This window comes from Mucilaginibacter sp. 14171R-50 (assembly GCF_010093045.1).
Lineage (GTDB): Bacteria > Bacteroidota > Bacteroidia > Sphingobacteriales > Sphingobacteriaceae > Mucilaginibacter.
This window is the reverse complement of record NZ_CP048115.1, coordinates 708,128-722,652: the sequence shown is the minus strand read 5'-3', so window position 1 is coordinate 722,652 and position 14,525 is coordinate 708,128. Positions and strand designations below refer to the sequence as shown.

Sequence of the window (14,525 nt, the reverse complement as noted above, 5' to 3'; positions counted from 1 at the left end):
CAACCAATGACAGAAACATCTGAAAGGGGGATTAGCTCAGCTGGCTAGAGCACCTGCCTTGCACGCAGGGGGTCAACGGTTCGAATCCGTTATTCTCCACCAAGTTAAGATGTGAGATATTAGATATGAGATATCAGACAGGATGCAAATCGGTCTCAGATCTCAAATCTCAGTACTCAAATCTAAACGAACGTTCTTTGACATATTGGAAGAAGTAATTCAAAAAGAGAAAACAACAGTAGAGGACTGTTGCAGGCTTTGGACCTTGAGAAAAGGGATTGCAGATAAAAGACGGGCGGCTTCGGCAGGAAATCTTGGTTCTTGATTCTAATATCTTGTTCTGAACGGCAACATAATCAAAAAGCATACAGTACCGAGCAAAAGCGGTACAAGTATAGAAGAAAGTAAGAAAGGGTACACGGGGGATGCCTTGGCTCTCAGAGGCGATGAAGGACGTGATAAGCTGCGATAAGCCGCGGGGATCAGCAAATATGAATTGATCCGCGGATTTCCGAATGGGGAAACCTGGCTAGTTGAAGACTAGTCGCATAAATGCGCAAACCTGCTGAACTGAAACATCTAAGTAAGCAGAGGAAGAGAAAATAATAATGATTTCCAGAGTAGTGGCGAGCGAAATGGAAGAAGCCCAAACCAGTTATGTTACGGCATAATTGGGGTTGTAGGACCACAACATGAATATCAGAATGAACCGGAACGGGGTGGGAAACCCGGCCATAGAGCATGAGAGCTGCGTACGGGTAAGTAATGATAGGATAGTGGTATCCTGAGTACCGCGAGGTCGGAGACGCCTTGTGGGAATTTGCCGGCACCATCCGGTAAGGCTAAATACTCCTGAGAGACCGATAGTGAACCAGTACCGTGAGGGAAAGGTGAAAAGAACCCCGAACAGGGGAGTGAAATAGAACCTGAAACCGTGTACTTACAAGCGGTCGGAGCAGACTTGTTCTGTGACGGCGTGCCTTTTGCATAATGAGCCTACGAGTTACTCCTCTCTGGCAAGGTTAAGTGTTTAAGACACGGATCCGAAGCGAAAGCGAGTCTGAAAAGGGCGCAGAGTCAGAGGGGGTAGACGCGAAACCTTGTGATCTACCCATGGACAGGTTGAAGGTGCCGTAACAGGTACTGGAGGACCGAACCGATAAACGTTGAAAAGTTTCCGGATGATCTGTGGGTAGGGGTGAAAGGCTAATCAAACTGGGAAATAGCTCGTACTCCCCGAAATGTTTTTAGGAACAGCGTGGTGGTAAAGTTATACAGAGGTAGAGCTACTGATTGGGTGCGGGGGAGTCAAATCCTACCAAATCCAGACAAACTCCGAATGCTGTATAATATACACTGCAGTGAGGCTATGGGTGCTAAGGTCCATGGCCGAGAGGGAAAGAACCCAGACCATCAGCTAAGGTCCCCAAATTAACGCTAAGTTGAACTAACGAGGTCCGATTGCACAGACAGCTAGGATGTTGGCTTGGAAGCAGCCATTCATTTAAAGAGTGCGTAACAGCTCACTAGTCGAGCGATCGGGCATGGATAATAAACGGGCATTAAGCGTTATACCGAAGCTATGGATTGCAATTTATTGCACTGGTAGGGGAGCATTCTAATTGCCGGCGAAGCAGGAAGGACAACTGACTGTGGAGGAATTAGAAAAGCAAATGTAGGCATAAGTAACGATAAGGCGGGAGAGAAACCCGCCCACCGAAAGACTAAGGTTTCCTGATCAACGCTAATCGGATCAGGGTTAGTCGGGGCCTAAGGTGAAGCCGAAGGGCGTAGCCGATGGATAACTGGTTAATATTCCAGTACTTTTTATAACTGCGATGCGGTGACGGAGTAGTGACACTGACGCGAACTGACGGAATAGTTCGTTAAATGCAGTAGGTATAGGGTTTGTAGTTAAGTACGCAGACCTTGCTGAAAGCAGATAGTACACTGAGCCTTCGGGTAAGGTGATAGTTCAGGTAATCAGACTTCCAAGAAAACCCGCTAAGCTTCAGGTTATAAAAACCCGTACCGTAAACCGACACAGGTAGTCGAGGAGAGAATCCTAAGGTGCTCGAGTGAATCATGGCTAAGGAACTCGGCAAAATGGCCCTGTAACTTCGGGAGAAGGGGCGCTGATAGCAATATCAGCCGCAGTGAAAAGGCCCAGGCGACTGTTTAACAAAAACACATGGCTTTGCAAAATCGAAAGATGACGTATAAGGCCTGACACCTGCCCGGTGCCGGAAGGTTAAGAGGGGATGTTAGTCAGCAATGGCGACGCATTGAATCGAAGCCCCGGTAAACGGCGGCCGTAACTATAACGGTCCTAAGGTAGCGAAATTCCTTGTCGGGTAAGTTCCGACCTGCACGAATGGTGTAACGATCTGGGCGCTGTCTCAGCCATGAGCTCGGTGAAATTGTGGTATCGGTGAAGACGCCGGTTACCCGCAACGGGACGGAAAGACCCCATGCACCTTCACTACAACTTAACATTGATATCGGATACAGGATGTGTAGGATAGGTGGGAGGCTGTGATCCTGCTTCGCTAGGAGTAGGTTAGCCAACGTTGAAATACCACCCTTTCTGTATTTGGTGTCTAACTCGATAATGTCGAGAACATTGTTTGGCGGGTAGTTTGACTGGGGTGGTCGCCTCCAAAAAGGTAACGGAGGCTTTCAAAGGTAAGCTCAGTACGCTTGGTAACCGTACGCGGAGTGCAATAGCATAAGCTTGCTTGACTGTGAGGCAGACAAGCCGAGCAGGGTCGAAAGACGGATATAGTGATCCGGTGGTTCTGCATGGAAGGGCCATCGCTCAAAGGATAAAAGGTACGCTGGGGATAACAGGCTGATCTCCCCAAGAGCTCATATCGACGGGGAGGTTTGGCACCTCGATGTCGGCTCGTCACATCCTGGGGCTGGAGAAGGTCCCAAGGGTTGAGCTGTTCGCTCATTAAAGTGGCACGCGAGCTGGGTTCAGAACGTCGCGAGACAGTTCGGTCCCTATCTGTTGTGGGCGTTGGAAGTTTGAGTGGGGCTGACCTTAGTACGAGAGGACCGGGTTGGACTAACCTCTGGTGAATCTGTTATGCCGCCAGGTGTACTGCAGAGTAGCTACGTTGGGAATAGATAAGCGCTGAAAGCATCTAAGTGCGAAACTAGCCACAAGATGAGACTTCCATTGAGGATCGTAGCAGACTACTACGTTGATAGGTTACAGATATAAAGGTGGTGACATCAAAGTCGAGTAATACTAATAATCCGAAGCTTTCTCATAGCAGGTAATGAATGGTTCATTGGTTCAATAGTTCAATAGTTCATTGGTAGCAATACTAATAAACAAATGAACGAATGATACCAATGAACCGAACAAAACAAAGCTGTTGTTTTCTCTGATTATTACTTCTTTCAATTATTGTCTTAGATATGAGACGTGAGATATGAGACATGAGATGAAAATCTCCTCAAACTCCGCTTACATCTATAAAATATTGATTTGTTATTAAGATCATGAGTCTCAAATCTCATATCTCAATACTCAGATCTAAAAACCTTCAGGTGCCTATATCGGCGGTGTCCACCTCTTCCCATTCCGAACAGAGAAGTTAAGCCCGCCAGAGCCGATGGTACTGCAGTAAAATGTGGGAGAGTAGGTCGGTGCCAAACTTTAAAGAAACCCTTTAGTAGCAATACTAAAGGGTTTTCTTGTTTTTAAACCTTTTGACCATAGTCCATGGTCCATAGTTCATGAAGGCATCTGCACATCTGAAATCTGCACATCTGCACATCTGGAAAAGCGTTCACGTTCGGCGCACGTTCACACCGTGAACACTCGTGAATACTTCATTATCAGCTACTTCCGTTTTTAACTACTGACATGGTTATGTCACCATTTAAATATTGGAATTGTTAAGGGCGAGTATACGCGCCTGCAGTATTTTAAATAAAACAGAACCAAATTGGGAGCGGTGTGTTGCTTTATAAAACCATATACTATGAAAAATCCATTTAAGAAACACGATAGCAGCAGCGGTAAATTAGTAGCAGGTTTGGCGCTTGGGGCAATCTTTGCAGGTGCGATTGTATATCTGTATATCAAACGTAAAGCCGATATAGAGGCCGAGGCAGCCGAATTGAAGGAGCATGCGCAAGATTATCTGAAGGAGAAGCATAAGGGCGCAAAAAAGTTAAAAACTGATGTAAGCGAACTTGCGAACGTTGTGAGCCACTAAGCGGCCACATCAAACCACACAAGCTGCGCGCTAAGTAACGCGTAGGTTGTGTTGTTAAAAAGGCTCGCTTCCGTTGGTGATGATGCGATATACCACCCAGTCGTTTGTTTCAAAAACCTTACGGAAGTTAATATCCGGTATGGTTTGGCTTATGGTAACAATATACTTGTTATTGAGTTGCGTATACCCCGATACCACGTTTTTAGCGGTTGCGACAACCACATAGTCTGCATATTTATCAGGCGATTCCAGCGCGCTTAAAAAATTGCTTTCGTAAGGCATTATAAGGGGCTTTATATCGTTTGTAAAGGCTATTACGCCATAAGCAATAGCATCATCTACCAATACGTGCGAATCTGAAGGAAGGCTGTTCAGGTAATTTGCAACATCAATATTATCCTGTTGCTTATCATCCTCCTCCCGGTTAAAAAGTACTTTTACAAAGTTCTGTTCTTCGGGTATCGAAGAGGTGCTTAGGTAGTACCAGCCAAAGTATAGCTGAAAAACAACCGTAAAAGCCAATAAAATTTTAAAGTTTTTTTGGTCTTTTACGGTATGTGCTTTAAATATAACGCACAAATAAGCCAATATTAAAAATATCATGTAATACTGGTACGCCAAAAATACCTTATCGTATTTGATGTGCAGAAACTCGATAAATGCAAAAGGGATCAGGATGGTTAAAACCTGGTAGGTACTCTCTCTGAACAGATACATGGCAATAAGTACCATGGGGCAAAAAAGCACGACCCTTGCTGATAGAAGAACAGAAATTTCGGGGATCTTATAATTGGTATTGGTGGTTTGCTGGTCGAAACTTAACTTATCTATTAATACATTCCAGGTAGCATAAGGGCTTTCGGCAAAGTAATTAAGATCGTTGGCATGTGTAAGGTTAAGCAACTTGTAGCATAATACAGCTACCAGCGGCAGGCTAAATAAAATAATATACAGCGCAAATGTTTTGTTTATCAGCTTGCGCCTTAATGATGGGCTGTTGAAGCTTAAAAATAGGCGGAAGATAGATTCCTGCTCGCCAAGGTTTAAACTATGCAGGGTAATGGATAACACCAGGGGCAAAAAGAACAGGGTTAACCAAATAAATTTATAATCGCAAAAAATGAGCATCACCAGGCAAATACTGGCAATTGATACGTGGAAAGTTGTATTTGACCGGTAGAATTTAAACAGGTTTAAAAAAAACAGGAAGAAGAATATTAAGATAAGATAGATGCTTTTGCCGGATGCGGCGGTGTAAATAATGCCGGGATGAAGCAAAAAAATTACAAGCAGCAGCCAGATATAACCTTCATCGTTAAGGCGTTTTGCCACGGTGCTTGCAATAATATAAAACAACACGCCGGTGCCAATTGCCGAGGCCAATACGGGTGCGAGCGTGTTACTGAAAATAGTAAATATAAAAGTGGTGTAAAAAGGTATCATGGGCGTGGTTAAGCCCATTACTTTTAAACGGTTGCCCAAACCCTCAAAAACTATTTTCGCTTTTTCGATATAAAATAACGACTCGTGGTTATAGTAGTTCAGGTTGTTTAAATAAATGCCGCATACCAGGTAGTAAATTACCAGCAACAGGGTAAGTATGGCCAAATATATAGTACCTGTTAACTTCATTATTTTACAACGTTTACGGGGCTGTTAACCTTACTTAACCCGTGATTGGTTTTTTCCCAGTAAAAAGGCTTGGTTACTAATTGGTACAATCCCTTGTATGCAGCTATCGAGTGCATTAGCCAGTAAATAGGGTTGGCTATGGCAAACAGTATCAACTCGTAATAGCGGCGTTTAAATACCGCTATCATATTCACATATATCATCAGGATATTTCCTACCATCAGGTTAAATATCGACATAAATAAAACCCAGTCGGGAAAAAGGGTGCGTATGCTCGAAAGATCAAACACTACATAGCATATAAAAAAGGCCAGCATTAGCGGGTATACTAAAAAAGTTACCGGCGTTGCGCCTATAAAAAAGTTAAAGCCTAAAAATCCGCGCCAGCCAATTTCTTTCCATAGCTCAACAGGGTGCCGCATGTGTACCAGGTAGGTTTGCATGTAGCCTTTTATCCAACGGCTGCGCTGGCGTATCCAGTTAAATGGCTCGTTATTGGCCTCCTCGTAGGTGGTAGAGTTAATGATGGCTATTTTATAGCCTTTTGCATACGCCCTTACGCCCAGGTCGGCATCCTCGGTTACATTAAAGGGGTCCCAGGCGCCCAGCTCTACCAATTCGTTAAGCTTAAAGTGATTGCTTGTACCGCCCAGGGGGATAGGTATATCCAATGTATCGAGTCCCGGAAGCATATAATCAAACCAATACGAGTATTCGAGGGTGAACATCCTGGTAAGGAAGTTCTCGTTGCGGTTAAAGTAGTTTAGGGCGCTTTGCACACAAATATAATCCCACGGCAGTTTGTTAAAAAGCGCTACCACTTTTTTTAACTGGTCGGTATCGGGTATATCCTCGGCGTCGTAGATAGTGAGGTATTTGCCACGCGCAAAGTGCAGCCCGTAATTACAGGCCTTTGGTTTGGTTTTAGGCATATGAAAAGGCACCACTATCACCTCAAATACGGCCGGGAAGTCAAGGTTCTTTACCGCGTTGAAAGTTTTGTCATCATCCTCTTCTATCAGCAGCTTAATATCCAGCTTATGGCGCGGGTAATCAATAGACTGCAGGTTCCATATTAGCTTTTTTATCAGTTTATCCTCTTTGTAAACGGGCAGCAATATGGTGTAAACGGGCAGCTCACTATCCTTAACCTGCTTCAGGTCGTCGCGGGTAACCGCCTGGTGAAGTTCGAAACGGGAGCCTACCAGCGCCAGGAACAGCTTAAAAATAATAGCTACCAAAAAGAACGAACTGATGATAACGTTAACAATTATGGATGTGTTTTTAAAGCTTATAACCAGCCCAATAGTAACCAGGCCAATGATTATAAAAATAAAGATGAGCTGCGCGGTAGAGAACGTTACAATAGCCGAGTTATCCGGGTCGCGTTTCATGAGCTCGAACACCGACGACTTGATATATTTTTCGCCTAATAGCTTATTGCTTAACCAGGTTATATCCAGGTCGGATGCTATGATCACTTCGGCTTCGCGATCGTAGGTGAACCTTATATAATCCAAAAACAGGGGGTCGTCCGGCGAGGCCATAAGGCAAACCACTTTGTTGTTTTGGATGCGCAGAGGGATAGCCAGCCTGTCGTGTGCGAAATTAAGGTCGATTTTGTTTAAGACTTCGCTATCATACGCTTCTCCGCGCGGGTGTTCGCTTATGGTGTACCCCGCGTTAAGTAACGATCTGTCGTAGTTCTTGCGCGATATATATCCCGAAGTTAAGGCAATTTTAATGAAGGATAAGCCCGATTCCATTGAATGTTGTTCAATCTCCTCGCGTTCGCCTGCTGTAATAAAGCCATCATTAGTTAATAATTCGGGAATTGATATCCTCATGAATTAATATCAGTTAAATTTTTGAGGTTGCGGTGTTAATCGTTAAACAGATCCTGCGATTTTTGTACCCGCGAACGTATGTACAGGAACGACAACAGGATAAGCACCAGTATACCTAATAAGATATACAGGTTGTAATTGTCCCAAAAGCGGGTAAGGGCGCTTTTAGTATCGATATACTCCAGGTTTTCGCTTGATTTGTTTATATTAAACAGGTACTTATTATTGTTGACATCAGATATACAAACGTTGCTGCTGAGGGTTGACAGCTGCTCGGTAATAGATTTGGATGCCGATAAAAATGCCTCGGCCAGGTGTGTGCCAGTTGCGGTTAACACAAGGGTTGCGTTGTTGCTTCGCCCGTAAAATATCTGGGCCAGCCCGTTTGACGTGGTGTCAGACAGGGAATAGACAATAGTATTATTATCGGTATTATAAAGCCTGAAGTTGCGGTCGAATTTAATAGGCGCGTCAGGGAATTCATTCCTGGTGAACAGGGGGTCGTCTTTAGCCAGCAACGCTATAATATTGTTTTTCTTTAGTTCCGATTGATTGGCGATCACGTCCTCGGAGTACAAAAACTCGGGGAAGTTATTGGCGTTGATGTTATTATTCAGTTCATAAATAATCTCGCCCATGGCGCCGGCAGCATATTTAGCAAACTTTTTTGATACTACTATGCGTGTTGTGCCACTGTTAAATGCCTCGGGGTATTGGTAAAAACTCAGGTCGCTGGTAATAAATGGGTTTTTTGATTCCAGGTACGATTTATCCACGTCAATTTCGGCAAAGAAATTGGTGAAGCTGTTTTTACAGTTACCATTGTTAGGATAAAACCTAAACTCGGCCTCAAGGGTGTTATATTTATGATGCTGGTAGCGGTTAATGGTTACCGATGTGTTTAATTTGCCCGAGGCGTCCAGCTTTTCGCTGCTCAACAGTAAACCGTTCAGGTAAATATTAAAGAAACCGCGGTCGCCCGGGTTAAGGCTGCTGTAATTGGCTACAATGCGTATTTCAACCTCTTTAGGCGTAAAGCTAAAATCGCTGTTTTTAAAATTGAAAGAACTTTTTAACGAACCTATCCCCGATAAGAAATCGCTTACACCGCCAATTTGTTTCAGCGATAGTTTAGAGCGGTTTTCATCGATGGTTTTAAAGAAGGTGTTTTGCGCCTTATTAACCAGCAGGTAATCGCCAAAGGTTGAATTCAGCACGTTCATGTTACCGAGGGCGGTAATGGTTTTTTCGTAGCCGGTGTCATCGCCCCCGGTAACAAACAATATTTCGGTAGGCACAACCTCCTGCGATACTGATTTTACCTCCATAAACTTGCCGCCCAGGTCAACCATGCGGGTTACCGTATCGGTTACTGTCGACACGGATTTATGCAAATACAACAGCCCCTGGTTGGCCTGTGGGGTTACTTTTACCAACGCGCGCTTATCGGCGCGCAGCGTAGGCATTGTGCCTACCATAATATAGTTACGTACCGTATCGGGTAATTTGCTTAGCTCAAATACATTGATGGTTTTTGTTTGCGTTTTCTTTAACCTCGAATAAGCCCATGCAACCGCTTTAAGATCGTGAAGGGTTGGGTTGCTGTTATAAACTATAGCCGTTTTTGAATCGAAGCAATTGCTGATGTTTATGTTGTTAAAAAAGTTTTTGTTGCTTTTTACCAACGACAGGTACGAGTAGTTTTTAACCTTTAGCCACATAGCGGGGTTGTCAAGGTCGCGGCATTGGTCGTCAGTAATGGTTAAAAGGGTTTTTACCGTAATCTTCAAATACCTGTCGGCCGAAACATCCGCAGGGGTAAGGTTTAGCATTATTTTTTGAACGGAATCTTTTGTTAAACGGCCGCTGTATACCGGTTTTGAACCAAGGAAAAGGTTGATGTACGACCTGTCGCGTATCAGCGCCTGCGATGGTTCAAAATAAATAACCAGCTTACTCCCGCTTATTTCATACTGTGGCGTTATTTTAAAATAGAATGAAGTAGCCCCGCTCATACCAAATATGGGCTCGTCATCGGCATGGCCCAATGCTTTGAACGACAAAATGGATTGCCCGAACGAAGCAGTGCTAAGAAATATAAATGCCAGGAAGGTAAAAAATCTGTTCATCAGGTTATAAGCGTTAGTTTATTACGTAAAATTCTACTCTAAAATAATTTCCGTTATCGTCGCTGCGGTAAATTAATTCGCCGCCGAGTTCTTTTGTCATTAGTTTGGCAATGGATAAGCCCAGGCCCAGCCTGCTTTCCATAGTGCCCGATGCATCGTTAAGCGTTTTTAGCTTATTAAACATCATATCCAATTCGTCCTGGCCAATGGCAACCCCTTCGTCAATAATTTCAAAAACAAACTTTTGGCGCTGCAAACTGGTAACTACTTTAATGTTGTTGTTTGTTTGCGAAAACTTAATGGCGTTAGATAGCAGGTTTTGAAATACCTGGCCTACAAAAACCTTATCAAGCTTTACGTTAAGGGGTAGCTTTAAAATATTATCGGTAAGGTGTATGTTTTTCATGTGGGCAGTTTCGAGCAGGCCCTTAAACACATGCGTAACCTCGGCATTGATATCAAAGATCTCCATGTTAAATTTCATCTCAGGCGATTCGATCTCTTTAACATCCATTAGCTTGTTAAGCATGTACTGCATTTTTTCAGCCGATTCTGCAATGTAACCGGTGTATTCTTTTTGGTCGGCGCTAAGGCGGTAATCTTCTTCCCTTAGCATATTATTGCTCATGATGATGGAGCCGATAAGGTTTTTAAGATCGTGGCCCGCTATATTAATAAAGCTGTTCTTTTGATCGTCCAACTTGCGTAACTGTTCGTATTGGCGGTCTATAATATTGTTTTTCTCGTTAATGTTGTGGTTTTGCTCCTTTAGCTGCTCGTTCGATTTTTCGATGAGTATCTGCGAGCGTACATCGCGCGCTATAACTTTATAGCGGGCGTTGGGGATAAGGCAGGATATAAACGCGATGATGAAAAATATCTGGCCACCGCTGTTTATCACCAGGTCTACAGAATAATCGCTTAAAATATTGTAGCAAACGGCAAGCAGCAGCAAGGCAAGCAAAGTTTGAGCAATAGAGTTGATGGGCTCCCAGAAAACCTGCAGGTTAAAAAACAATATAATGGTAGCAAAAATTAAGTAATAGGTTGTTTGCTGCTGTATATTAACCACATTACATAAAACAGCACAGGTTGCCGATAGTAAAAAGAAGCAAATGTGCAGCAGGGTTCGGTAATTATACTTGCGGGCCTGAAAAAAACTATACAAGCCGTATATAACAAGCACGGTGATTATTCTTACGATAAAAAACTGCAGCCAAATGCCATTGGCGTAAATGAAATCGATAATGCTGAAAATAGGATATAGAAATATAATTGTCCAGATTATATTATTGGTTTGATACCATGCCCTTTTGGATATCTCCTTTTTATATTCCTCTTTTGAAATTTGAACAAACATTTTGTGTCCTTAAGTATAATATAAAATAATCCCAGCCTTTTATACGGTTAATATATTGAAAAACGCGGTAACTAAAAATGGAATTTCAAAGCTGACAACAAAGCTGCCTATTATTATAGTAATTATGCAGGGCATTAACGCAAAAAGCACTCCAATACCTGTAAGCCCGCAGTAAATAGCGTTTACACGCGCAAATAGCCCGCAAAACGGGGTTTGCATACCGTGGTTAGCGCAAACGTGAAATAAAGGTGTTTTAAGTATAAAGCCCATAAAAAACAACAGCATTGTATTAATTAAGGTATTGTGGTTTAAAAACGTAACGCTGCCGGTTGCATTTGCATATTTCAAGGCTGCTTTTATACCTCATGAGAAAGTATTTGCACATATTGATGAAGTTTTGAAACAATGTGATAAGTATGGGTTAAAGTTAATAATTGATTACCACTACAGCTACCTTAATGATAATAAATCCCTAACGAAACGCCCGAAATAATGATCGGTGGCTTACTATAGCCCCGGGGCATAAACAGCAAAGCGCTGAAAAGTTTTTTGTGGAATATACAATAAGCCGCCAATAGGGGAGGTAGATAAAAGCGTACTTTAATTTTCAGGGTGTCAAACTTTAACAATAGTTATGAGTTAGCCGTATGGCACACTTTGCCGGGGATGACCTTATTTCAAGTCTCGTTTTATTTAACGGCCCGCCCGCTATCAAAAACTTTGTTGGCGTGCATGAAACAGGTGTTGACTATAAAATAGTGAAATAATATATTGGCATTAAATTACTAACTTTGCATACTAATAAAGGACTATGAAATTTTACGAAGAAAAACGTAAGGAGGTAATGGGGCACATAGAAAAGTTCATGCTCGAAAAGATGAACGAGTACTTAAAACCCATTGATACAATATGGCAGCCATCAGATTTTTTACCTGATGCTTCAAGGGATACGTTTTTCAGCGAAATTAAAGAAATGCAGGAAAGCGCCCGTGGCTTGTCGTACGATCTTGTTGCCGTATTAATTGGCGATACGATTACCGAAGAAGCACTGCCCACCTACGAATCGTGGTTAACCATGGTTGAGGGGGTGTCAGATAACGAAGAAGGCGGCTGGATGAAGTGGACCCGCTTATGGACGGCCGAAGAGAACCGCCACGGCGATCTGCTGAATAAATATTTATACCTGAGCGGCCGGGTGAATATGCGGGCCATGGAGGTTTCTACCCATTATTTAATTGCGGATGGATTTGATATAGGTACCGGCCACGACCCATACCGTAACTTTATTTATACGTCGTTCCAGGAGCTGGCCACCAATGTATCGCACCGCAGGGTGGCATCGCAGGCCAAAAAGGATGGTGACACGTTATTATCTAAAATGTGCGGTGTTATTGCCGGCGACGAGGCTCGCCACGCCAAGGCCTATAAATACTTCATCAGCAAAATATTTGAGGTTGACCCTAACGAAGCTATGCTTGCTTTTGAAGATATGATGCGTAAAAAAATTGTGATGCCGGCGCACTTCCTTCGCGAAATTGGTTTAAAGATCGGGCAAACCTTCGGTCATTTTACCGATGCCGCCGAACGCCTCGGTATATATACCGCTATTGATTACGTAGATATATTAAAAGAATTGATTGAGGATTGGCACATCGAGAGCGTTAGCGACCTGAAAGAAGACGGCGAAAAAGCCCGCGATTACATCATGAACCTGCCTGCACGTTTATTACGCGTTGCCGAACGTATGAAAAACCCTATGCTGGAATATAAGTTCAGCTGGATATACGGATAGGATATAAATACGGAAGGCTCTTTTTAAGAGCCTTCTTCAATTAAACTGATATTGTCCCTTCCGGGGAATTCCATATACAGGTTATTTAGTATGTCCTCTAACGTGAGCACATTTACATCATCAGTATAATGCTCAGATTTGATAACATCTATTTCATTCCCTTTAAACTCAAACCGGAATAAAAAGCCGTCGTAGATATCGGTATTTTGTATCTCAATACTGTCGTCGGTATTTACAATGTTAAAGGTAAGCTCCACCTGGCGCCGCTCCTTAAACAGGGGTAGTAGTTTTTGCCGCAAAAAATCAGCGTATTCACTGGCATTTATCGGGGTATCGGTATTGATAATTTTCATGGGCGTGCGTTTAATATATTTACAATCAGCTTACCCTATTGTTTACCCGGCATTTTTATTTGAGCTTTTAAAACCGCAGTTTTGCTTAAAACGTTCATTATAAAACTACCATCATGAAATATAAATTATTGGGCCGCTCGGGGCTAAAGGTATCCGAGCTTTGTTTAGGTACCATGGGTTTTGGCACCGAAGGCGGCTGGGGGGCAGATGCTGCCACCAGCTTTGAAATAATGGATGCCTACGCCAACGCGGGCGGCAATTTCCTGGATACAGCCAACATATACAAGCTGGGCACCAGCGAAAAAATTATCGGCGATTACCTGGCTAATCAGGATCGCGACTATTTTGTACTGGCCACTAAATACACCTTAAAGGATAATACCACTAACCCCAACGCCAGCGGCAACAACCGTAAAAATATGATGCGCAGTGTTGAGGAGAGTTTGAAAAGATTAAAAACCGACTTTATAGATGTGCTTTACCTGCACATATGGGACGATATAACCCCCATTGATGAGGTGCTGCGTGCCATGGACGATCTGATCAAGCAAGGTAAGATAACTTACGCCGCCATTAGCGATACACCCGCATGGGTAGTAGCAAAAGGCAATACCCTTGCCGAGCTGATGGGCTGGAGCCAGTTCATCGCCCTGCAGGTAGAGTACAGCCTGCTGGCCCGTACTGCCGAGCGCGAACTGATACCTATGGCTAAACACTTCGGTATGACAGTTACCCCCTGGGCACCGCTGGCCGGTGGCGCATTAACCGGCAAATACTTAAAAGGCGATAAAGGCCGCATAAAGCCCGACAGCAAACGCCTTGATGCCCGCGCTGAGAAGATAACCCGTGTGGTAATGGAAATAGCGCAGGAACTTGGCGTATCCGAAAGCCACGTTGCCCTGCAATGGACCATGAGCAAAGGTTTCAGCTGCATTCCTATCGTGGGCGCTACCAAAGTTGACCAGTTAAAAGATAACCTGAAAACCATAGACGTTACCCTAAGCCCCGAACATGTAGCCAAACTCGATGAAGCAAGCAAGATAGAATTGGGATTCCCCGGCGATTTCTTTGCCGAGGATGCTGTGAAGATGAACAGCTTCGGCGGGTTTTATGACAGGGTGGAGAAGAGGTAAGACCACCAACCCGTCATTGCGAGGTACGAAGCAATCTCAAAACT

General features: G+C 43.5%; 8 protein-coding genes, 1 tRNA gene and 2 rRNA genes. 6 read left to right on the top strand and 5 right to left on the bottom strand.

Annotated elements, in window-relative coordinates; translation table 11 throughout:
* Nucleotides 1-25: 25 nt before the first annotated feature.
* From GWR56_RS03350 to GWR56_RS03335, 4 genes are all read left to right on the top strand, one after another.
* Nucleotides 26-102, top strand: a tRNA-Ala gene (locus GWR56_RS03350).
* 296 nt (nucleotides 103-398) lie between these two features.
* Nucleotides 399-3,279: ribosomal RNA gene (locus GWR56_RS03345) — 23S ribosomal RNA — on the top strand.
* 278 nt (nucleotides 3,280-3,557) lie between these two features.
* A 5S ribosomal RNA gene (gene rrf / locus GWR56_RS03340) occupies nucleotides 3,558-3,669 on the top strand.
* A gap of 329 nt (nucleotides 3,670-3,998) precedes the next feature.
* Nucleotides 3,999-4,235, top strand: coding sequence for a hypothetical protein (locus GWR56_RS03335; RefSeq protein WP_162429753.1), 237 nt, complete (start codon nucleotides 3,999-4,001; stop codon nucleotides 4,233-4,235).
* A 54-nt stretch (nucleotides 4,236-4,289) separates the two neighbouring features.
* Here GWR56_RS03335 and GWR56_RS03330 read toward each other — a convergent pair whose 3' ends face one another.
* From GWR56_RS03330 to GWR56_RS03315, 4 genes are read right to left on the bottom strand one after another with little or no spacing between them, the layout of a single operon-like run.
* Nucleotides 4,290-5,867, bottom strand: coding sequence for a hypothetical protein (locus GWR56_RS03330; RefSeq protein ID WP_162429752.1), 1,578 nt, complete (start codon nucleotides 5,865-5,867; stop codon nucleotides 4,290-4,292).
* Nucleotides 5,867-7,714: a glycosyltransferase gene (locus GWR56_RS03325; RefSeq protein WP_162429751.1), complete on the bottom strand. Its 1,848-nt coding sequence runs from the start codon at nucleotides 7,712-7,714 to the stop codon at nucleotides 5,867-5,869. The genes GWR56_RS03330 and GWR56_RS03325 overlap by 1 nt, the downstream gene beginning before the upstream one ends.
* A gap of 35 nt (nucleotides 7,715-7,749) precedes the next feature.
* Entirely contained in the window at nucleotides 7,750-9,843 is a 2,094-nt protein-coding gene (locus GWR56_RS03320; RefSeq protein ID WP_162429750.1) for a cellulose biosynthesis cyclic di-GMP-binding regulatory protein BcsB, read from the bottom strand.
* A 13-nt stretch (nucleotides 9,844-9,856) separates the two neighbouring features.
* Nucleotides 9,857-11,203, bottom strand: coding sequence for a sensor histidine kinase KdpD (locus tag GWR56_RS03315; RefSeq protein WP_162429749.1), 1,347 nt, complete (start codon nucleotides 11,201-11,203; stop codon nucleotides 9,857-9,859).
* A gap of 811 nt (nucleotides 11,204-12,014) precedes the next feature.
* Here GWR56_RS03315 and GWR56_RS03310 point away from each other — a divergent pair.
* A complete protein-coding gene (locus GWR56_RS03310) occupies nucleotides 12,015-12,995 on the top strand; it encodes an acyl-ACP desaturase (protein ID WP_162429748.1) in 981 nt (326 codons plus the stop codon).
* A gap of 23 nt (nucleotides 12,996-13,018) precedes the next feature.
* Here the strand turns inward: GWR56_RS03310 and GWR56_RS03305 are convergent, their stop codons facing one another.
* Nucleotides 13,019-13,348, bottom strand: coding sequence for a hypothetical protein (locus GWR56_RS03305; RefSeq protein ID WP_162429747.1), 330 nt, complete (start codon nucleotides 13,346-13,348; stop codon nucleotides 13,019-13,021).
* Nucleotides 13,349-13,461: 113 nt separating this feature from the next.
* On the opposite strand from GWR56_RS03305, the gene GWR56_RS03300 reads away from it, so the two are divergent.
* A complete protein-coding gene (locus GWR56_RS03300) occupies nucleotides 13,462-14,481 on the top strand; it encodes an aldo/keto reductase (protein WP_162429746.1) in 1,020 nt (339 codons plus the stop codon).
* The last annotated feature ends 44 nt before the right edge of the window (nucleotides 14,482-14,525 follow it).

Bases quoted from the DNA above. Each gene is read 5' to 3' on its own strand.
- GWR56_RS03325 (WP_162429751.1), bottom strand. From the start codon at position 7,714: ATGAGGATATCAATTCCCGAATTATTAACTAATGATGGCTTTATTACA.
- GWR56_RS03305 (WP_162429747.1), bottom strand. From the start codon at position 13,348: ATGAAAATTATCAATACCGATACCCCGATAAATGCCAGTGAATACGCT.
- GWR56_RS03320 (WP_162429750.1), bottom strand. From the start codon at position 9,843: ATGAACAGATTTTTTACCTTCCTGGCATTTATATTTCTTAGCACTGCT.
- GWR56_RS03330 (WP_162429752.1), bottom strand. From the start codon at position 5,867: ATGAAGTTAACAGGTACTATATATTTGGCCATACTTACCCTGTTGCTG.
- GWR56_RS03315 (WP_162429749.1), bottom strand. From the start codon at position 11,203: ATGTTTGTTCAAATTTCAAAAGAGGAATATAAAAAGGAGATATCCAAA.
- GWR56_RS03300 (WP_162429746.1), top strand. From the start codon at position 13,462: ATGAAATATAAATTATTGGGCCGCTCGGGGCTAAAGGTATCCGAGCTT.
- GWR56_RS03310 (WP_162429748.1), top strand. From the start codon at position 12,015: ATGAAATTTTACGAAGAAAAACGTAAGGAGGTAATGGGGCACATAGAA.
- GWR56_RS03335 (WP_162429753.1), top strand. From the start codon at position 3,999: ATGAAAAATCCATTTAAGAAACACGATAGCAGCAGCGGTAAATTAGTA.